This window comes from Paraburkholderia gardini, from assembly GCF_907164575.1.
Taxonomy (GTDB): domain Bacteria; phylum Pseudomonadota; class Gammaproteobacteria; order Burkholderiales; family Burkholderiaceae; genus Paraburkholderia; species Paraburkholderia gardini.
This window is the reverse complement of record NZ_CAJQYY010000001.1, coordinates 12,903-32,401: the sequence shown is the minus strand read 5'-3', so window position 1 is coordinate 32,401 and position 19,499 is coordinate 12,903. Positions and strand designations below refer to the sequence as shown.

Annotated in this window: 17 protein-coding genes; 1 reads left to right on the top strand and 16 read right to left on the bottom strand. The window is 59.7% G+C overall.

The genetic code is table 11. From position 1 onward, the window contains the following. Positions 1 to 27: 27 nt before the first annotated feature. The 9 genes from LPA34_RS00145 to rfbB form a co-directional block, all read right to left on the bottom strand. On the bottom strand, positions 28 to 2,010 hold the full coding sequence (locus LPA34_RS00145; RefSeq protein ID WP_228973633.1) for a glycosyltransferase: 1,983 nt from the start codon (positions 2,008 to 2,010) through the stop codon (positions 28 to 30). A 119-nt stretch (positions 2,011 to 2,129) separates the two neighbouring features. After that, positions 2,130 to 3,122, bottom strand: coding sequence for a GDP-L-fucose synthase family protein (locus LPA34_RS00140; RefSeq protein WP_228973629.1), 993 nt, complete (start codon positions 3,120 to 3,122; stop codon positions 2,130 to 2,132). Between the two features lie 247 nt (positions 3,123 to 3,369). Beyond that, positions 3,370 to 5,352: a glycosyltransferase gene (locus tag LPA34_RS00135; RefSeq protein ID WP_228973626.1), complete on the bottom strand. Its 1,983-nt coding sequence runs from the start codon at positions 5,350 to 5,352 to the stop codon at positions 3,370 to 3,372. 378 nt (positions 5,353 to 5,730) lie between these two features. After that, the gene (locus tag LPA34_RS00130) at positions 5,731 to 6,684 is read right to left on the bottom strand and encodes a GDP-mannose 4,6-dehydratase (RefSeq protein WP_228973625.1); all 954 of its coding nucleotides are present in this window, start codon (positions 6,682 to 6,684) and stop codon (positions 5,731 to 5,733) included. Continuing rightward, complete coding sequence (gmd, locus tag LPA34_RS00125; protein WP_228973623.1) at positions 6,668 to 7,708, bottom strand: GDP-mannose 4,6-dehydratase; 1,041 nt, start codon at positions 7,706 to 7,708, stop codon at positions 6,668 to 6,670. The genes LPA34_RS00130 and gmd overlap by 17 nt, the downstream gene beginning before the upstream one ends. A 190-nt stretch (positions 7,709 to 7,898) precedes the next feature. Continuing rightward, positions 7,899 to 8,798 carry a dTDP-4-dehydrorhamnose reductase gene (gene rfbD, locus LPA34_RS00120; protein ID WP_228973621.1) on the bottom strand — a complete coding sequence of 300 codons (900 nt, stop codon included), beginning with the start codon at positions 8,796 to 8,798 and terminating at the stop codon, positions 7,899 to 7,901. 199 nt (positions 8,799 to 8,997) lie between these two features. After that, positions 8,998 to 9,549 (bottom strand): dTDP-4-dehydrorhamnose 3,5-epimerase, encoded by a 552-nt coding sequence (gene rfbC / locus LPA34_RS00115; protein ID WP_228973619.1) that lies wholly within the window; start codon positions 9,547 to 9,549, stop codon positions 8,998 to 9,000. Beyond that, the gene (gene rfbA / locus LPA34_RS00110) at positions 9,534 to 10,427 is read right to left on the bottom strand and encodes a glucose-1-phosphate thymidylyltransferase RfbA (RefSeq protein WP_228973617.1); all 894 of its coding nucleotides are present in this window, start codon (positions 10,425 to 10,427) and stop codon (positions 9,534 to 9,536) included. The genes rfbC and rfbA overlap by 16 nt, the downstream gene beginning before the upstream one ends. Before the next feature lie 10 nt (positions 10,428 to 10,437). After that, entirely contained in the window at positions 10,438 to 11,502 is a 1,065-nt protein-coding gene (gene rfbB / locus LPA34_RS00105) for a dTDP-glucose 4,6-dehydratase (RefSeq protein ID WP_228974149.1), read from the bottom strand. A gap of 289 nt (positions 11,503 to 11,791) precedes the next feature. Here rfbB and LPA34_RS00100 point away from each other — a divergent pair, with 289 nt between their 5' ends. Further along, positions 11,792 to 12,634: a symmetrical bis(5'-nucleosyl)-tetraphosphatase gene (locus LPA34_RS00100; RefSeq protein ID WP_228973615.1), complete on the top strand. Its 843-nt coding sequence runs from the start codon at positions 11,792 to 11,794 to the stop codon at positions 12,632 to 12,634. A gap of 4 nt (positions 12,635 to 12,638) precedes the next feature. On the opposite strand, the gene LPA34_RS00095 is transcribed toward LPA34_RS00100, so the two are convergent. From LPA34_RS00095 to LPA34_RS00065, 7 genes are all read right to left on the bottom strand, one after another. After that, entirely contained in the window at positions 12,639 to 13,490 is an 852-nt protein-coding gene (locus LPA34_RS00095; RefSeq protein ID WP_324251696.1) for a lysophospholipid acyltransferase family protein, read from the bottom strand. A 45-nt stretch (positions 13,491 to 13,535) separates the two neighbouring features. After that, entirely contained in the window at positions 13,536 to 14,813 is a 1,278-nt protein-coding gene (locus LPA34_RS00090) for a dihydroorotase (RefSeq protein WP_228973613.1), read from the bottom strand. Between the two features lie 66 nt (positions 14,814 to 14,879). Beyond that, entirely contained in the window at positions 14,880 to 15,902 is a 1,023-nt protein-coding gene (locus LPA34_RS00085; protein WP_228973611.1) for an aspartate carbamoyltransferase catalytic subunit, read from the bottom strand. Positions 15,903 to 16,018: 116 nt separating this feature from the next. Next, positions 16,019 to 16,552 (bottom strand): bifunctional pyr operon transcriptional regulator/uracil phosphoribosyltransferase PyrR, encoded by a 534-nt coding sequence (gene pyrR, locus LPA34_RS00080; RefSeq protein WP_228973609.1) that lies wholly within the window; start codon positions 16,550 to 16,552, stop codon positions 16,019 to 16,021. Then, positions 16,539 to 16,979 (bottom strand): Holliday junction resolvase RuvX, encoded by a 441-nt coding sequence (gene ruvX, locus LPA34_RS00075; protein ID WP_228973606.1) that lies wholly within the window; start codon positions 16,977 to 16,979, stop codon positions 16,539 to 16,541. The genes pyrR and ruvX overlap by 14 nt, the downstream gene beginning before the upstream one ends. Next, complete coding sequence (locus LPA34_RS00070; protein ID WP_090532060.1) at positions 16,976 to 17,554, bottom strand: YqgE/AlgH family protein; 579 nt, start codon at positions 17,552 to 17,554, stop codon at positions 16,976 to 16,978. Before LPA34_RS00070 ends, ruvX begins: the two co-directional genes overlap by 4 nt. A gap of 326 nt (positions 17,555 to 17,880) precedes the next feature. Further along, the gene (locus LPA34_RS00065; RefSeq protein WP_228973604.1) at positions 17,881 to 19,314 is read right to left on the bottom strand and encodes a hypothetical protein; all 1,434 of its coding nucleotides are present in this window, start codon (positions 19,312 to 19,314) and stop codon (positions 17,881 to 17,883) included. Positions 19,315 to 19,499 lie beyond the last annotated feature (185 nt).

Genomic DNA, 19,499 nt, shown 5'->3' with positions numbered 1-19,499 from the left:
TGGCAACTGGTATAGCTGTCAATATCCTTACGTGATACGGCGTGGCCGCTGTGTCCCAAGCTTCCTCGCTACCCTGGTTCCCAAGTGCTTCATACGGGCCCCTGGGCCCATTTCCCGCAACGCTTTCATCTGATATAAGATCCAACGTCGACTAAAGCGTGAGTACGGAACTGTAGTCGGTTGCTGAATCGCTCGAGGCGCAAGAGACGGTAAATCGCGGACAAATCCTCGATTTACCGTGAACACATTAGGAGCGAAGTCACCCAGCAATTCATTTTCCTGCATCTGATGCCAGTTTCCTTTGGGATACGCCGCCTCCAGATCGATCACAATCGTCGCCGGAATCTCCTGATAGATCTTGTTTTCGCCTACCAGCGCGGCTAGGGGCTTGAGATGCAGATGAGGCAACGCGAGTTCGAGGTCCCCCGCCAGCCCGATGTGCCGGAAGATAAGGCGCCCGAATCCGATCGGTGCGTCTGCATCGTGATAGCCGAACTCAATGTGCTCGTGCACGGCATGGACCGGTGCACTGCCTTTCTTCATGATGGCCGCAGTGGCCACGCAATTTCTATCGGGATTGCGAATCAGGCTGCCAGCGAGGACCTGAACGTGGTTCGAATAAAGCGCTTCATTGGGAGCGACGAAAATAATGGCGTCGCCTCTCGGCGCGTCGGCGAGAAGGTCAGCAATGACTGCCCCCACTTTTCGTTCGCTCTTGAATGCGCCGGTCGGTCCGTAGTCGAAAAAATCCATCTCAAGTACTTCGATCCGCACTGGCGAAGTCGCAAGAGCTTTCTCAATTGCCGTTCGGTTCTTTTCCGCTGCGACCCTGTCAATCACGAATACGGGTAAAAGCGCCGTGTATTCTTGAGCATCGACACTGGCAATGTGCGAGCGCAGCACCTCTTCCGACCACTCAGGCGTCAAAAGGTACAAAGCAACGTGAAGCTTCGGCGCGCTTGCATCGAGACCCTGATGGCGTAGCAGCGCACTCTTTCGGTCATTAAGACCGAGATACAGGTCCCGTACGTTTCTCGTGAGCGTGAATCGCTGTTTGAAGATCTCCTGTGCTTTCGCGATCTTTGCCAACGCTTGTTCAGGGCTCGCTTTCGCCCAAGCCAAATGGTTCTGAATATCTTCGAAGATCTTCTCAACGGAACAGCGACTGTCGATATAAAGTAACGAATCGCCAAAGTACCGCGAAGCGAACTTATTCTCATCGCAAATAACCAACGCGCCGGCGGCCACACTTTCAAACAGCCGGTTTGACATGAGTTCTGAGTTTTTGTGCGCCTGTGAAGAAAGGACGAGCGCGATACCTGCTTTTGAGATTTCCTGGAGCATGGAGACTCCGTCAAACGGAATCTCGCACATGTAACTTTTGTAGCCTTTCCAGACTTGCACGTCTTGGAAAATCGTGGGACCGTAGATGCGCATTAGTCCGGTTTGATCAAGACGCTTGAGTACGTCCTGATGGCGGGACTTCCCACCGCTAATCGCTTCCCAATTGATGCCGATATAGAATAGCTTCTGATCACCCAATGACGGCGGGTACACGATGTCGGCCGTCGAGTGGTAGAGGTTGAACAGTGGCGGCAGATGGGTCATCTCGTTTCGCACCATGCGCGAAACATGATCATCAGCGGCACGTGAACTGCAACTAACGAAATCGTTGTGAGTCAGCAGATTCCGGGATGTTCGCTGATAACCCCACTCGTGATAGAACTGAAGCGGGTTCCACAAAGCTACAAACGAGAAGACGTCATAGAACTTCGGCGTATCGTAGTGAAGATGAAGAACGAAATCGACGTCCTTTTTGCTCACCATGATTTCAGGGGCGTCAAGCAAACGCCCGTCTGCGTGTATTTCAACGCACTCCAAGCCGAGAGCAGTCGCGGCGATCTTCAACCGCGCTATGCACTCATCCTCCGCGGTTTTGATTCCAGGCCACAACTTGACGACCGCAAAGCGACCAACGAGTCCTGCGGGCAAAATAAAATCGTTAGTCATGCTCTCGTTCATGCCCGTTACTTTCTTCAAAAAAGCACACTCAATTGACTGCGAGCCCCTAAGGGCTCGCGACACACTTGTTACTACTGGAAAGTTTTACTCGCCGAAGGATCGACGATTCAAAGCCGCCCACTTTGCGGCGTTTCGAGAAGCTTCAGGAAATCTCTATACGAAGTCTCAAGACCTGCTCTCTCGCTGATTTTCGGCTCCCAGCCCAAAGCGCGGATACGCGAGCTGTCGAGCAGCTTGGCCATGGTGCCGTTCGGCTTGGAAGTATCGTAGACGATACTTCCCTCAAAACCGACCACCTCGGCGATCAAGGTCGCTAGGTCCTTAATGGCCAGATCGTGTCCTGTCCCGACATTGAAGAGATCGTGCGTAACCGGTGCAGCCATCAGGCATTTCATAGCGTCGGCCAAGTCATCCACATGGAGGATTTCCCGGCGCGGTGTACCATCGCCCCACACGACAAATTCCGACTTCCCAGCAACTTTCGCCTCGTGCGTGCGACGCAAAATGCCGGCGACAACGTGACTGTGCTGCGGATGGTAGTTGTCCCCCGGGCCGTACAGATTAGGCGGGATTATGGAGATGAAATTGCAACCGTGCTGCTTGTTATAAGCGCGGCACATCTCAATACCCGCAATTTTGCTGATCGCGTACGCACGAATGTTGTCGTCAAGCGGTCCCGTCATCAAGGCATCTTCCTTGATTGGCTGCTCGGCCTTCGTCGGATACGTGCAGTTGGAGGCGACGAACACCATCTTTTTCACGCCGGAGCGATATGCCGCTTCCATGACGTTCGACTGGACCATCAGGTTGTCGTACAGGAAATCCGCAGGCAACGTGGCATTAGCATGGATGCCACCTACCTTCGCCCCAATGTGGAAAATCAATTCGGGCCTGTTCTTGTCAACCCACTCCAGCACGGCGCGCTGATCGCACAAATCCAGTTCCTGGCGGGAGGTCAGCAACAAATTTGCATTTTCGCCTTCGAAACGCCGGACCAACGCCGATCCCAACATGCCACGATGGCCCGTGATCCACACTTTCTTGCCAGCGAAAAATGGAATCCCGTTTTCTGTAAAAACAGACTTATGAGTCTCAGACATGCGCATCGTCCATAAAAAATTCGCACCGGAGTGCTAACCCAAAACATTGCAAATTTAGCATGCTTCGGCCTGCCCGACCAGAAAACGAAGTCTATGATCCTAGTCGGAAGTGATTGAAATTAGTCAAAAAGCACGAGGTTAGAGCCGGAGTAACGACTTCGCTCTCTTTTCTGAGCCGTTTGCCGCACATGGCATGACGGAAGAGCAAACGTTGTGCCTTTTGATCCTCGATCGAGGGCGGCCCCGGTCAGATAAATCCGACCCAATCCGAGTCGAACATCACCGCCTTCAACTGCTCGACACTTTGTTCCCAAGTCAGCCAATTAAGGTTCGAGGACAGGGGAGCGCGCCCTTGCTCGGATAGTTTCAACCAGTCTTCAATAGACTTTGCCAGCGTCATTGGATCGCCACCGTCGAAATAGCACGCATGTTCGCCCGCGATCTCGCGAAATACGGGTAGATTGCGAGCAATAATGGGGATCTGCTTTTGTGCGGCTTCGATGAGTGGCAATCCAAAACCTTCCCCCTCGGAAGCCGCCAACAGACATGAACTGGCCTCGTACACCTTTTCGAGGTATTCGTCGCTCACGCCTTGCAGCCAAAACAATTGAACACCACATTGTGGATGATTCTTCATGACGCTAATCAACTTCTCCTGCAACCAACCCGGCTTGCCTACCACGACAAGATTCGCACGAACATCCTTCTTCCATAGTTGATCGAACGCCGCGAGGACCTGCTCGTGCCCCTTTCGCGGCTCGACCGTTCCGACCATCAAAAAAGACGGACGGGATCGCAGTTGCGCCAACACTTTCTCAGCGTCGGCTTCAAGGCCAACGGAGGGATTGGTGCTGTGGATGTCTGCACCGAGATGGAAGTAACCGAGTTTAAGTTCGGAGCGTCGCTGCGGTGGCCGTGGACCGTACCAACGATACAGATCATCAACGACTGCACGCGAAATGCCGATCAAACCATCGGACACCTCGCCGATGGTTTGAAGCCAATGTGGAAACCAGCTTGCCAGTCCGTCAGAGAACCACTCGGGGCGCTGGACGGGCAATAGGTCATACACTACAAAATAGATCGCGACGCCCTTGCGCCTCATCCCTTGAAACCACGACTGCGCTGCCGGAACCATATCTGTGCACAGGTCCAATCCGAGAAACAGATCGCCGGCCCCCGCGTCTACCCAATCGTCTTCGTTCTCAACTTCCGCAACCGGAAATCCGAGCGATCGACTAAAACGATCGGCATAACGATAGGCTTTCGCTCTATCGTCGACACGCACGAGTCGGACAACCCAGCCCGTGACCGGAAAACCGAGAAGGCGCATAACGACGGCTCGCGTCACCCGCTGAATACCAGCCTTCGCATCAAAATCGCTTAGTTGCGATACATCAACCAGCAATTGGCGTTGCCCGTTTCGGCGTAGGTTGTGCGCGATCGATGATGCCGCAGCGATTCGATCTGATTCGCCTGCAGGAGCCTCTATGCGTGCGAGGGCCGACAGAAGCGCTCCGTAAAGTGAACTCGCTTGCTGCGGGACGGCATTACTCGTCGCTTGTCGTCGCGACACAGCTTGCTCAAAGGCGCGCACAGCGTGTTCGCCTCTTTTGCTTTCTAATGAAGAATTAGTGTCGCCGGTCTGAACTGAAATATCGGCGATTCGGTTCGAATCAATGTGCCACTCGTTCGACGCTTGCTCAGCGGCCAATCTCGACGTCGCGAGGAGCAGATCGACCTGCTTCAGCGTCTCAATTCTGCTCTGAAAGAAATCGTCAGCGGCCGTCTCGCATGCATCCGATTTGACGCGTAAATATCGGTGAAGGTCGTAGTGGGTAGCGGCGATAATCGGCGCCCGATCCAGTACCTTCGCCGTCACTATTGATCCCCTCTCAAGCAGACCGCCAATGTGTACAACGTCCGGACGCAACTCTAAAATCGCGTGTTCGCGGATCAGTTCCGCCGCTCGCGCACGCCAAGCATTCCCCGTCGACTCGGTTGTAGTTGCCGGCAAGGCGATCACGACGATGCGTTCCGAATGCAGCAAACTTGCGAACTCATTGCGAATCAACTCAACAGTGTCGGGAAAAAGATCACTCAACAGGATCCAGATCTCGTGCTCCGCAGAATGCTGAACAATCGCCTTCGCGAGTGACAGGCTATAGCGCCCCACACCGCGCAAATGATTTGTGACCTGACAAACTTGCAGGTCCAGAACAACACGCACTATTGCCCCTTCATGTTTTATCGGGCGTCAGGCCGCGTCGATGATTGTTGCGCAGAGGCCTGCGACGAAATAACCCTCATGAAATCTTCGTGAACCAACCGCGCCCGCGCGCAAAGCCTGTCGACTTGCTCTACGGTCAGCGGCAGCGAGGGCGGTGGCCTATGCGCCGTGCCGTCCAGCGAAACACTCGCAAGCCGCGCTCGCATTTGAGGAAAACGCGACAATACAAAGATGATGCTCTGCTTCAATTTTGGGCGCGCGTTTACCTGGTCGGCAACCGGCCGCAACCACCGACGAGCACCAGCTGACACTATGCGACTGATGGTCTTCCGACGCCCGAGTGTCTTGGCCCGTGCCGTCATGCCACCTGCCACTGTGTCACGATGGTGAAGACGCGCCCGGCGTCCCGTCATTCGCACCAGTGGTAGCGGTGCGGTTGCTTATCATCCATTTAATCGTCTCAGGGAACGCGATAGGCAATGTGTTCGGTACAAGGCGTCGCAGCTTTGCTGCAGATCCGACGAGTACATTCACCTCATTTTGCCGAACGAATGAAGGATTCACGCGAACCTCGAGATCGTGACCGGATGCTTGCCGCACAATCTCCACGACCTCATGTAACGTATACGGATGTTCGCTGCACACGTTGACCACCTCACTCACCGCTTCCGCTTCAAGAAGTTCACGATAGATGCGTGCGACGGCACGGACGTCAGAGAAATCACGCGCTACGTCGAGATTTCCGAGCTCAATGAAAGGCCGCCGCTCGGCAAAACAAGAAACAATCTTCGGCACCAGAAAGCGCTCCGACTGCCCGCAGCCCGTGTAATTGAATGGTCGCGTGACTACAATCGGAAGGCGATCAAACCACGTACGCACCAGATGCTCCATGGCCACCTTGCTTGCAGCGTAATGATTCACGGGCGCCGGCGTAAAACTCTCCTCCAAAACGCCCGCTGCGTTGCCATACACGTTGGCACTACTAGCAATAAGGATTTTTTTCGGCCGATGGCCGACGTCGGCGCACGCTTGCAGTAAATTCAATGTGCCAAGGACATTGACGCGATACATGTCAAGCGCGTCATCATCTGCAACGAAGCTACTCGCAGCAAGGTGGACAATGTGCGTGGGCCGCACTTCGTCGATTACGTTTCGACACTGCGCCAAAGATGTGATGTCAAGCGTACGCTCGCCAGGCCCGGCAGGTTCAACGAGCGTACCAATGACTTCATAACCGGCGCCAACCAACTCAGCACGCACATACGCGCCCGTGAATCCACGAGCGCCAGTAACGAAAGCTAAAGGCACCGAGGGCTCAGTACGAAAGACCAACTTTGTTTCTCCGCAGATCTGCCTCGACCATCATTGCGCAGAGTTCCTCAAGCGTGGTCTTTGGTTCCCAGCCGAGCTTAGCCTTAGCCTTTGCTGGGTCACCGATCAACAACTCGACCTCGGCCGGGCGATAAAACTTCGGATTCACCCGCACAAGAACCTTGCCGCTCGCCGCGTCAACGCCTTGTTCCTGCTCCGCCTGTCCACGCCAACTCACTTCAGTACCGATTGCCTTGAACGCCATCGATACGAAATCGCGAACGGTTTCTGTGCGATTCGTCGCGAGCACGAAAGTATCGGCTTCGTCAGCCTGAAGCATCCGCCACATGCCTTCGACGTACTCCTTCGCGAATCCCCAGTCGCGCTTTGCATCGAGATTACCCAGCTCAAGCACGTCCAGTTGATCGAGGGAAATCTTCGCTACCGAATCGGTAATCTTGCGGGTAACAAACTCTCGTCCACGCAACGGAGATTCATGATTGAACAAAATGCCGCTTGACGCGAACATGTCATAAGATTCGCGATAGTTAACGGTCATCCAGTGAGCATAGAGCTTCGCCACGCCATACGGACTGCGCGGATAAAAAGGCGTGCCTTCTTTTTGAGGAATCGCCTGAACCTTGCCAAACATTTCAGACGTTGACGCCTGATAGTAGCGAATGGAACGGTCGACTACCCGTATTCCTTCGAGCAGGTTAACCGCACCGACACCTGTAATCTCAGCGGTCGTCACTGGCTGGTCGAACGACACCCCGACAAAGCTTTGCGCGGCGAGATTGTAGAGTTCGCGCGGTTGCGCCTTCTCAAGCAGACGGATTGTCGAGCCAAGATCCGTCAGATCATGCTCCACGAGATGGAGGTTCGGATGATGAAGAATGCCCAGTTCTTCCAGCCGCCAGAAGTTGACGGAACTCGTACGCCGATACGCGCCGTAAACTTCGTAGCCGCGTTCAAGCAGCATCTGAGTTAGATACGCTCCGTCCTGCCCCGTCATGCCAGTCACAACTGCGCTCGTCAATTCCATCTCCGTTAAAAGCTCCCCCGGCATCCTATCGTCACAAAACTGGGGGAAAAATGATAAAAAATCGTGCTTATTATATCCGAGCGACCGCACACCCCGAACCGTACGCCGGCACAATCATTGTGCCGAACCCATCCCGTTTGCTTTTCAGTGAAATTTGAGCGGATACCGAACTTCACGTCGCACTCCAGGGTTACATAGTCCCAACACAAACACCAAGTGCCGTTTTCCAATCCGGTGCCCGCAAGTCGAACGCTGTGAGCAATTTTGCGTTCGACAACCGGGAATTCTTGGGGCGCATCGCAGGTGTCGGATACAGGTCTGAGGTGATCGCGTTTATCGTCGGTCTCTGTGCAAGCGGTGCCAGCTCAAATATAGCCTTCGCGAATTCCGCCCACGACGTCACTCCAGTTGCAGTTAGGTGATAGATACCGAAGCGCTCCGACCACCATCTGTCATCGTGCAGATGCTCCACCAGCGCTTGCGTCGCGATATGCGCCGTCAAAGCAGCGATCGTCCCCGACCACGTCGGCGCTCCCACCTGATCGGCCACGATACTCAGCTCGGACCGCTCCGCAGCAAGCCGCAACATCGTCCGCAAAAAATTGCGTCCACGTGTGCCATAGACCCAGCTCGTCCGAAGCACGAAGTACTTGCCACCCACCTGCTCGATCGCCCGCTCACCCGCAAGCTTGCTTTTGCCGTAAACATTGAGCGGACCAGTCGGATCGCCTTCCTCATAAGCACCATCCTTGGTGCCATCAAAAACATAGTCGGTAGAGAAGTGAAAAAGCGCAGCGCCCACGCGCCGGGCCTCTTCCGCCAGCACCCCTGGCGCCTCGCCATTCATCCGCATAGCGGCATCGACATCAGTTTCCGCCTGATCCACCGCCGTGTAAGCCGCCGGGTTGACGATAAGCGAGGGCTTGATCTCACGGACCACACGCCGCATCTGGTCGAAATCCGACAGATCGAAAGCTTGCCGCCCGGGAGCAACAATCCGGCCGAGGCCCTGCAGGCTCCGTAGAAGTTCAAAGCCCACCTGTCCGGTGGAGCCGGTCACAAGAATGGTACGTTCGTGCAGATCGGCCATGAGGACGTCCTTGAAATCAGTGCATCCTCACGTCTGAAGCACTGTCGGACGACGGTAACAGACTGGATGCACGATTATAGAATCGCCGGTCGAGCGACCGAAGCGAGCTAACAAACAGATACAAACGTGCCTATTTTCTTTAAATTCAACACCTTGCACTCACACCAAACTTCATGTTGAAGTCCGGGGCAATGGAAGATCACGCATAACTCTCCGCCTCCCCAAACCCCTTCCCCGCCGCATCCTTCGTCGCTAGCGTCGGCTCACCCTCAACCGGCCATTCGATCCCAACTTCCGAATCATTCCAGATCAAACACCGTTCGTACTCCGGAAACCAGTAATCCGTCGTCTTGTACAAAAACTCGGCCGCCTCCGACAGCACAACAAACCCATGCGCAAACCCCGGCGGGATCCACATCTGGCGGCTGTTCTCCGCACTCAGATTCACACCCACCCACTTGCCGAAATCAGGCGAGCTCCGACGCATATCGACAGCCACATCGAACACCTCGCCGCTAACAACCCGCACCAACTTCCCCTGCGCATGCTCGATCTGATAATGCAGCCCGCGCAGCACACCCTTCGCCGACCGCGAGTGGTTATCCTGCACGAACTCGACATCCACGCCCACCTTCTCCGCAAACTCCTTCGCGTTGAAGCTCTCGAAAAAAAAACCACGCGCATCACCAAACACCTTCGGCTCGATGAGTTTGACTTCGGGCAGTGCCGTCGGGGTTACCGTGATTGCCATATAACTTTGTCCGTCAACAGATTCTTGAGATATTGCCCGTATTCGTTCTTCGCCAGCGGCGCGGCAAGCTCCGTCAATCGGGCGGCGTCGATCCAGCCACTCCGGTAAGCGATCTCTTCCGGACACGCCACCACCAGGCCCTGTCGCTTCTGCAAGGTCGCGATAAACGTCGCCGCTTCGATCAGCGAATCGTGCGTCCCCGTATCGAGCCATGCATAACCGCGCCCCATGATCTCGACACGCAGCTTCTTCGCTTCCAGATAGCGCGAATTCACGTCGGTGATTTCAAGCTCACCACGCGCCGACGGCCTGATTTCCGCAGCGATATTACAAACGTCGTTATCGTAGAAGTACAACCCGGTCACCGCATACGGTGAGCGCGGCTTCGCAGGCTTTTCCTCGATCGAAAGCGCCTGCAACTGGTCGTCGAACTCCACCACGCCATAACGCTGCGGATCGTTCACGTGATACGCGAACACCGTCGCGCAATCCGTCCGCGCATTCGCCTTCTCCAGCTGAAGCGCGAGATCGTGGCCATAAAAAATGTTGTCGCCGAGAATCAGCGCACAGTCGTCGTTGCCGATGAAATCGCGTCCAATGATGAACGCCTGCGCAAGGCCGTCAGGCGATGGCTGCACCGCGTACTGAAGATTCATCCCCCACTTCGAGCCGTCGCCAAGCATCGACTGAAACCGCGGCGTGTCGGCGGGCGTCGAGATGATCAGCACGTCGCGGATGCCCGCGAGCATCAACGTCGACAGCGGGTAGTAGATCATCGGCTTGTCATACACCGGCAGAAGCTGCTTCGATACGGCGTGCGTGATCGGATACAGCCGCGTGCCCGATCCCCCCGCGAGAATGATTCCCTTGCGTGCCATTGACGCTCCCTCAGGCCTGTCCGGCGTAGTGAGTTTCCATCCAGTGACGATAGTTGCCGCTCGTCACGCCAGCGATCCACTCCGAATTCTCGAGATACCAGCGCACGGTCTTGCGCATGCCAGTTTCGAACGTCTCCGCAGGGCGCCAGCCCAGTTCACGCTCGATGCGCGTCGCGTCGATCGCGTAGCGACGGTCGTGGCCGGGCCGGTCCTTCACGAACTCGATCTGCTTCGCGTACGGCGCACCGGTCGACGAAGGACGCAGTTCATCGAGCGTCGCGCACAGCGTGTGCACGACGTCGATGTTGGCCTTTTCGTTCCATCCGCCGATGTTATAGGTCTCGCCAGGCGCGCCCTTTTGCAGCACGGTGCGGATCGCGGCGCAGTGGTCGCCGACGTACAGCCAGTCGCGCACGTTCCTGCCATCGCCATAGACGGGCAGCGTCTTGCCGGCCAGTGCGTTGATGATCGTGAGCGGAATCAGTTTCTCGGGGAACTGGTACGGGCCGTAGTTGTTCGAGCAGTTGGTGGTCAGCACCGGCAGGCCGTACGTGTGGAAATACGCGCGCACCAGATGGTCCGAGGCGGCCTTGCTCGCCGAATAAGGGCTGTTCGGCGCATAGGGCGTGCGTTCGTTGAACGCGGGATCGGTGGGTTCGAGCGAGCCGAACACTTCGTCGGTCGAAACGTGCAGGAAGCGGAACGCTTCCTTCTCGCTGCCCGCGAGGCCGTTCCAGTAAGCGCGCGCCGCCTCGAGCATCGTGAACGTGCCGACGACGTTCGTCTGCACGAATTCGCCCGGCCCGCTGATCGAGCGGTCGACGTGGCTTTCGGCCGCGAAGTGCAGCACCGCACGGGGCCTGTGTGTCGCGAAGAGCGTATCGAGCGCGGCGCGGTCGCAGATATCGACGCGCGCAAAAACGTGACGTGAATCGTTGGCGAGCGGCGCGAGCGTCTCGGCGTTGCCCGCATAGGTGAGTTTATCGACGTTGACGACGGGCTCATCTCCGTCGCGCAGCCAGTCAAGAACGAAGTTGGCGCCAATAAAACCTGCGCCTCCAGTCACCAGGATCATGTTCTTCCTCAGAATCGCCTCGCGACGTGCTTCGTGTCGCGGAAGCGGTGCGTTCAAGGCAGCCCGTACGACCATGCTGCGTCGTGCCACGGCATCAAACGGGCTATTATGTCACGCTATGTTGTGCAGTCCGTGACCCTCTGCGGATCCGGGCACCGGTCTGTCGCCGCCGCAGCCGCACCGGCTGACAGGCGGTTCCCACCGTCATTGATGCCGCATCGTTTTTTTGGCGTCAATGCCCTGACACATATGTCACAACCACGTTACGAATTATCCAGTCCGTATCCAGATGACCACCCGGCCCGCACCACTTGCCTTCGGCGACCTTCAGGGCTGCCGCACCCAGTTCCAGCAACTGCTCGCCAAAGCCGCCCCTTCCGACGACACGCCACTGTGGTTTGCCGGCGACATCGTCAATCGCGGCCCGGAATCGCTCGCCACGTTGCGCGACCTCGTCGCGATGGGCGATCGCGCAGTCACGGTTCTCGGCAATCACGATCTGCATCTGCTGTCGGTTTCAGCGGGCATCCGTAACGTGAAGAAAGGCGACACAATCGACGAAATCCTCGCCGCGCCGGACGCCGAAGACCTGCTGGAATGGGTACGTCACCGTCCGATCGCGCATTTCGAGAAGAACATGCTGCTCGTCCACGCGGGCGTGCCGCCGCAATGGGACGCTGCCTTCACGATGGAAATGGCCGGCGAACTGGAACGCGCGCTGCGTGCGCCGACCTGGAAGGAAACGCTCGCGGGCCTGTACGGCAACGAGCCGAATCGATGGAAGTCGGGTCTGAAAGGAATCGACCGGCTGCGTCTGACGTGCACCGCGCTCACACGTATGCGCTTTTGCAACGAGGAAGGCTCGATGGACTTCACGTCGAGCGGCGGACTGAATTCCGCGCTGCCGGGCTACATGCCGTGGTTCGACGTCCCTTCGCGACAATCGGCCAGCACGACCGTCGTTTTCGGTCACTGGGCGGCGCTTGGTCTGATGGTGCGCGATAACGTGATCGGACTCGACTCAGGCTGCGTCTGGGGCAATCAGCTCTCAGCGATCCGGCTGACGGACGATCCGGCCGGCCGCATCGTCACGCAGGTAGATTGCTCTGCGTGTCGCGGGACGGGTAACTGACCCGCTAGCTGGTTCGCGTGCCGTCGATGTCGACGTCTTGAGTCAAGGCGACGTCGACGGTGTCCGCAGTCTTCTGACTGGGCTCGGGAATCTCGAGAACCTCGGCCGCAAACGCATTGCCGCCACCCTGCATCCCCCTCAACGCCCGCCCCACCACCGCCTCCGTCTCCGCCGCCAGCAACCGCCTGTCGGCCCCCGAAGCCAGCGGCGCCCCGACATAAACATGCGCGGTCAGCGGGCCGCCTTTCAGCATCGCATTCAACGAATCGCTGAGCGTGAGATCGTCGATATACGCAGGCGTCGTCGACTGCCGCCCCTCTGCATCCTCATACATGAGACACACCGGCTGCACAGGGCAAGAAGCCGACACCGCCGCCTGAAACAGGTTCGCGTGAAACGGCAGCAGCGCGAGACCATCGGACGTCGTGCCCTCGGGAAACACGCACACCAGTTCGCCCGCGCCCAGCCGTTCAGCCAGTTCATGCACGATCCGTCTCGCGTCGCTGCGTTTCTCGCGCTGGATAAACACGGTGCCAAGCTGCTCGGCCAGCCACCCCACCACCGGCCAGTTGCGAATCTCGGCCTTCGACACGAACGGCGTCGGTCGCCACGCGTTGATCACGTAGATATCGATCCACGAAACGTGGTTCGCCACGACAAGCGCGCCCGCATCGAGCCGCGCCTCGTCGTTATGCACGACGAGGCGCATGCCGCACAGCCGCAGCATCTTCAGCGACCACGCGCGGTTGAGTTCGAGCCGCTCACCGGCGGATGCGCGCGGAAAGCGCGTCGCGACCGTCCACATGCCGTGCAACAGATGCGCAACCAGTCGTGTCTTGCGAAACGCGAGCTTCATGTTCGACGCTTTCCGTCTCTGTATCGATGTTCTGTCAATCATGCATCAACGCTGTTCGAACGCGAGATGACCCGCGACGATCGTCGCGCGCACGCGCGCCGGCAGTTCGTAGCCGAGAAACGGCGTGTTGTGCCCCTGGCTCTTCAGCGCACGCGGCTCGACGCGCCAGTGCCCGTTCGCATCGAACACACACAGATCAGCCACGGCGCCCACGGCGACGCGCCCGGCAGGCAGCTTCAGCACGTCAGCCGGCGACGACGTAATGCGGTTCAACGCCTTCGCCAGCGGCACATTCGCTTCGCTCGCCCATTTCACCGTCAGCGACAGAAAGAGTTCGAACCCTGTCGCGCCCGGCGTGGCTTCGGCGAACGGCAGCAGTTTTTCGTCGTCGTCGACGGGCGTGTGGTCGGAGCAGATCGCATCGATCGTGCCGTCGACGAGGCCCGCGCGGATCGCTTCGCGATCGCGCTGCTGGCGCAGCGGCGGGTCGAGCCGGTACTGCGCATCGAAGTAGCCGATATCGACGTCGATCAGATGCACGTGGTTCACGGTCACGTCGCACGTCACGGGAAGCCCTTCGGCCTTCGCCGCACGCATAAGCGCGACGCCCGCCGCCGACGACACATGCGAAAGATGCACGCGCGCACCCGTCACGCGGACGAGTTCGAAAATCGTATGCAGCGCGATCGTCTCGGCCGAAACCGGCACGCCCGACAAGCCGAGCCGCGAAGCCAGCGCGCCGCTCGCGGCGACGCCACCCTTCGCGAGATACGCATCCTGCGGACGCAGCCACACGGTGTAGTCGTACGTGCTCGCGTATTGCAGCGCGCGCAGCAGAACCTGTGTATCGACCACCGGCACATCGGCCTGCGAAAAGCCGATGCAACCGGCTTCCGTCAGCTCGACCATTTCGGTAATCGTCGTGCCCTTCAGGCCGACAGTCAGCGCGCCGAGCGGATACACATGCGCCTGATTGAGCTTCAACGCGCGAAACTTGAGCATCTCGACGAGACCCGGTTCATCGAGCGTCGGATCGGTATCGGGCGGGCACACGAGACTCGTCACGCCGCCCGCGAGCGCCGCGGCCATTTCGGATTCGAGCGTCGCCTTGTGCTCGAACCCCGGCTCGCGCAGACGCGCCGACAGATCAACCAGACCCGGCGCGATCGACAGCCCTTTGGCATCGATCGTCTTCGTCGCATGAAAATCCGCAGGCGCGTTGCCAAGGGCGACGATCTTGCCGGCTTCGATGTAGATGTCCTGCCGCTGTTCGGTGCCCGCTACCGGATCGATCAGCGTGCCACCCTGGATATGAATCTTCATTTGCTGCCTTTTTTCTGCGTTTCGTTGCGTGCCGCGTGTTCGCGCAAGAAGTTCGGTCGTCGCATTTCAGCCGTGATTGCCGGCGACAATGCCCATCACCGCCATGCGCACCGCGATACCGAACGTCACCTGATTCAGGATCACCGACTGCGGACCATCCGCCACCTGCGAATCGATTTCGACACCGCGATTCATCGGGCCGGGGTGCATCACGATCGCATCGGGCTGCGCGAGCGCGAGACGTTCGGGCGTCAAACCCCAGCTCTTGAAGTACTCCTGCGCTGAAGGCAGCAGCGCGCCACTCATCCGCTCGTTCTGCAGACGCAGCATGATGATCACGTCGACGTCCTTCAGCCCTTCGTCGAGGTTGTGGAACACGCGCACGCCCATCTGTTCCAGCCCGCCCGGCAGCAGCGTGCGCGGACCGATGGCGCGCACTTCCGGCACGCCGAGCGTGGTGAGCGCATGAATGTCCGAACGCGCGACCCGCGAATGCAGGATGTCGCCGACGATCGCCACACGCAGGTTCGTGAAATCCTTCTTGTAATGACGGATCGTGTACATGTCGAGCAGACCCTGGGTCGGGTGCGCGTGACGTCCGTCGCCTGCGTTGATCACATGCACGTGCGGCGCGCAGTGCTCGGCGATCAGGTACGGCGCGCCGCTCGACGCATGACGCACGACGAACATGTCGGCGTGCATCGCGGAGAGGTTGTTGATCGTGTCGAGCAGCGATTCGCCCTTGCTCGTCGACGACGCGTTGATGTTCAGGTTGATCACGTCCGCGGAAAGACGCTTCGCGGCGATCTCGAACGTCGTGCGCGTGCGCGTCGAATTCTCGAAGAAGAGATTGAACACCGACTTGCCGCGCAGCAGCGGCACCTTCTTCACCTCGCGATCCGTCACGCTGACGAACTGCTCGGCCGTATCGAGAATGTGATTGACGATCGACTTCGGCAAACCTTCGATCGTCAGCAGATGTTTGAGCTCGCCGTTTTTGGTGAGCTGCGGGTTGCCCTTCAGAAAGCCGAAGCGGAACCGGTCCGCGGCGGCGCTGCTGTCGGTGGAACCTGGGGTCGCGGTGTTCATCGTGTACCTGCTGCGTTAAACGTGTGCTGGAATGTGTGCGTTGGCGCTCGCCGCTTGCCTGGCAGCGCGCGCGGCCGCCGGAGAAAGCCGCAGCGATCCGCATCCGGTTCGCCCGCTCAGTCGGCGCGCGCTTCCGTGTGGAACGTGAACGTCGGGTCGTCGCCTTCGCTGCGGGCAAGGACGAGCGTCGCATCGGCCGGCACGTCGATCGTGCCGCCGGTAAAGCGCGCGGCAATCGGCAACTCGCGCCCGCCACGATCGGCGAGCACCGCCAGTTCCACCGAAGCCGGACGTCCATAGTCATACAGTTCGTTCAACGCGGCGCGTACCGTGCGGCCGGTGCCGAGCACGTCATCGACGAGCACGATCCTGCTGTCGTCCACATCGAACGGCAGCGAAGTCGGGCTCGCCTGTGCGTGCAGGCCACGCTTCGCGTAGTCGTCGCGATGGAGCGCCACGTTGACGACTCCAAAACTCGCCATCTTCAGGTCGCGGGCGAGCCGTTCGGCGAGCCACGCGCCGCCGCTGTAGATGCCGGCGAGCACGATGCTGCCTTCGGCGCCTGCGGGTGTCGTGATCGCCGCGCAATATGCCGCGCGAATCTGTTCGAGGACGGCGCGATACAGCGCCTCGGCGTCAATGGAACTCATGATCGTCGGGTAGTCCGTCTAGATATTGCTGGAGGATGATGCTGGCGGCTTCGGCGTCGAGCATGTCGGCGCGGCCGTTGCCGGCACGGATCTCCGCCTTCGCCTCGACCGACGAATAGCGTTCGTCGACCCAGGTGACCGGCAGATTGAAGCGCCCGTTCAGCTGGTTGCCGAAGCGTTTGGCGAGCTGCGTCATTTCGTGCGGCGTGCCATCGGGATGCATCGGCAGGCCGACGACGAGCGCATCGGGCTTCCATTCGCCGATCAGTTTGCCGACGGCTTCGAAGCGGTATTCGCGGCTGCGGTTCTGCACGACGACGAGCGCCCGCGCATGACGCGTCAGCAAATTGCCGACGGCGACACCAATGCGTTTTTCGCCATAGTCGAACGCAAGGAGCGTTGCCTCACGTCCGCCTGAAAGGCTCATGCGTGGCCTGCTTCGCCCGAAAGCATCGACAGATTGATGCCAAGCAGCGACAGCGCCGCTTCGAGCCGCTCTTCGGCAGGCACGTCGAAAACGATTTTCGGATCGGCTTCGACAGTGAGCCAACCGTTCTTCGAGATTTCTTCCTCGAGTTGCCCCGCGCCCCAGCCGGCATGGCCGAGCGTAAGCAGGAAGCGCTCCGGCCCCGTACCGCTGGCGACGGCTTCGAGCACATCTTTCGACGTGGTCATTTCAAGCCCGCCCGGCACCGACATCGACGACGTGTACGGCGTGCCGTCTTTCGGATCGTGCAGCACGAAGCCGCGCTCGGTTTGCACCGGGCCGCCGAAGTACACGGGAACATGCAGCAGAGGTTCGATCTCGAGCTTCAGATCGATGCGATTGAAGAGCGCTTCCAGGTCGATATCGGTCGGCCGGTTGATGACGAGACCGAGCGCGCCGCGCTCACTGTGATCGCACAGGTAGACCACCGTGCCTGAAAATGTGGGATCCGCCATGCTCGGCATGGCAATCAGGAACTGATTGGTCAGGTTGATGCGATCGGTACTCATGGACATGGTTCGAATTTTAGCAAAGACGGTGCGGAATGGCGGGCTTCGAGCGTACGCAGGAACGCATGGAAAAGGCGCGTGGGCGACACGGTTCGCAGGGCTCCGTCGACGGCGTGGATATTGCACTTTATCACGCGTGGAGCGGCGGCCTGTCAGGCACTTCGCGGGCTACCCGCGTTCCGGCTCGCGAGGTTTCATGGGCCGACAGGTTCGCTGTTATACGCGGTGCTGTTTGCGCTGGTTCCGTGGTGTTTCCATCGCGGTTCCCTTGTTAACGGCACGCGTCCGTCGTATAGCAGGGTTCGCGCCTGCGCCGCGCTTCATTTTGCGGCTCACGCCGCACCGGCCAGCGCCGGGTCGGGCGCGCCGCCCTGCTCGATCGCGCGCGTGAGCGCGGCGAGCGCGGCGCTGCTGTCGGCCGGTGCGACGCCTGCCGCTATCTTGTGCAACATCGCCCGCAACGCCTCGGCGGCGTGATCCAGCGAACGGGCGTCCGGGGCGTCGACGATCGTGTGCGAGCGCACCGCCGGCGTCGTCACGCCCGCGTGCGCGCGACGCCGCCACGCAAGCCCGAGCGCATCCGCCAGCAGCGCGACGTGGCCAAGGCCAAGCGCACAGGCGGCCGAACCGAGCCGATACGCGGCGTCGCCGGCCTGCAACGCAGCGCTGGGGTCGGCTTTCTCGGGATTGTCGGCCTGCCGGGCATGGTCGGATAACGCGACGATCGCGGCGTCGGCGGTCTGGAGGAAATCTTCATACGCATGCGCGTTCACCGTCAGCACGCCGAGGTCGCGGGTACGCGCGGTACGCACGGCGGCTGATTCGGCCTGGGCGGTTTCCGCCTCCCACAGCGCCTCCGACGCCTGCGTGCCCGCCACATGCCAGTCGACCGTCAAGCCGTAGTCGTGCAGCAGTTCGACCTGACCGGCATCTTCGGCCGAGGCGCCGAAGAGTGCGTAGTCGCGCCAGAGCGTGGCGAGCGTCGCCCGTACGAGCGAGCGCGGCGCGAGCGGCGTGCCGCGCGCGTGATCGGCGAAGACAAGATTGCAGCGGGCGTAGAAATGACGGGCGCTACCGGACGCGTCGGCGGCGTTCCCGCCCGCGCGCAGCGCGCGGGCGCACGCCGCGGCGAGACGCCAGAAATCGTATGGATCGGGGCCGGCAGCCTCGGCGAGACAGGCATCGAGTTCGTCGAGCGCACCGTGAATATCCGGCGGCGGCGCACCCTCAAGCGGATGCGCGCGCAGAACGGGCAACAGCGCGCGTTCGTAGCGGGCGCGCAGATGCGCCAGCGTGCCGGCCGGTTGGGCATGCAGCGTAACGGGCGGCACGGGTCGAGCAGCGAGCGCGAGATCTTCGAACGTCGTGGCATACCCGGGCGTGTGCTGGGCGATCTGCTGGCCAAGCGCGCGATAGTGCGCGAACAGCGCCGGCGAACACGACAGCTCGCGCAGGTTGTGCCGACCAACGGCCTCGCGGAATACTTCGAGCGCATCGCTCAGTTCGGTGCGATTCCGGTCGTCGTGGGGCGCGTCGGCCTGCGCCATCGAAGAGGCCAGCGCAAGCGCATTGGCGAAGCGATGCGCCGCCAGCCAGCCCGCCTCGCGCAGTGCGCGCGCAGCCTGGAGCAGCGGCGCAGTGGGATCCTCGCGCTGCACCAGCGCGAGCCGCGCTTCGGCAAGCGCGGATTCCGCACTGCGTACGATGCCGCCGCGCGGATTAGGCAAGGCTTCGAAGGAACCGGTGGTAGCGTGGCTAGCGAACATGGATAGTCGACGAAGACACCTGTGGGCCCTCTGCGCTCCGGAAGGTGACGCGCGGCCAGCGGTGCGCGTCGCGCGTCGGCGCGTAGACGGTACGATGAGCACTACCCTTGCGACACAGCCAGAACGACGCCGGTCCCGGCGCGTCAGTGCGGCACCCCGGCCGGCAACGACGAGCGCAGCGGCCT

Coding starts and splice junctions, on each gene's coding strand:
- LPA34_RS00145 (WP_228973633.1), bottom strand. CDS start 2,010: ATGACTAACGATTTTATTTTGCCCGCAGGACTCGTTGGTCGCTTTGCG.
- LPA34_RS00140 (WP_228973629.1), bottom strand. CDS start 3,122: ATGTCTGAGACTCATAAGTCTGTTTTTACAGAAAACGGGATTCCATTT.
- gmd (WP_228973623.1), bottom strand. CDS start 7,708: ATGGAATTGACGAGCGCAGTTGTGACTGGCATGACGGGGCAGGACGGA.
- rfbD (WP_228973621.1), bottom strand. CDS start 8,798: ATGGCCGATCTGCACGAACGTACCATTCTTGTGACCGGCTCCACCGGA.
- rfbC (WP_228973619.1), bottom strand. CDS start 9,549: ATGGCAATCACGGTAACCCCGACGGCACTGCCCGAAGTCAAACTCATC.
- rfbA (WP_228973617.1), bottom strand. CDS start 10,427: ATGGCACGCAAGGGAATCATTCTCGCGGGGGGATCGGGCACGCGGCTG.
- rfbB (WP_228974149.1), bottom strand. CDS start 11,502: ATGATCCTGGTGACTGGAGGCGCAGGTTTTATTGGCGCCAACTTCGTT.
- LPA34_RS00100 (WP_228973615.1), top strand. CDS start 11,792: ATGACCACCCGGCCCGCACCACTTGCCTTCGGCGACCTTCAGGGCTGC.
- LPA34_RS00095 (WP_324251696.1), bottom strand. CDS start 13,490: ATGAAGCTCGCGTTTCGCAAGACACGACTGGTTGCGCATCTGTTGCAC.
- LPA34_RS00090 (WP_228973613.1), bottom strand. CDS start 14,813: ATGAAGATTCATATCCAGGGTGGCACGCTGATCGATCCGGTAGCGGGC.
- LPA34_RS00085 (WP_228973611.1), bottom strand. CDS start 15,902: ATGAACACCGCGACCCCAGGTTCCACCGACAGCAGCGCCGCCGCGGAC.
- pyrR (WP_228973609.1), bottom strand. CDS start 16,552: ATGAGTTCCATTGACGCCGAGGCGCTGTATCGCGCCGTCCTCGAACAG.
- ruvX (WP_228973606.1), bottom strand. CDS start 16,979: ATGAGCCTTTCAGGCGGACGTGAGGCAACGCTCCTTGCGTTCGACTAT.
- LPA34_RS00070 (WP_090532060.1), bottom strand. CDS start 17,554: ATGTCCATGAGTACCGATCGCATCAACCTGACCAATCAGTTCCTGATT.
- LPA34_RS00065 (WP_228973604.1), bottom strand. CDS start 19,314: ATGTTCGCTAGCCACGCTACCACCGGTTCCTTCGAAGCCTTGCCTAAT.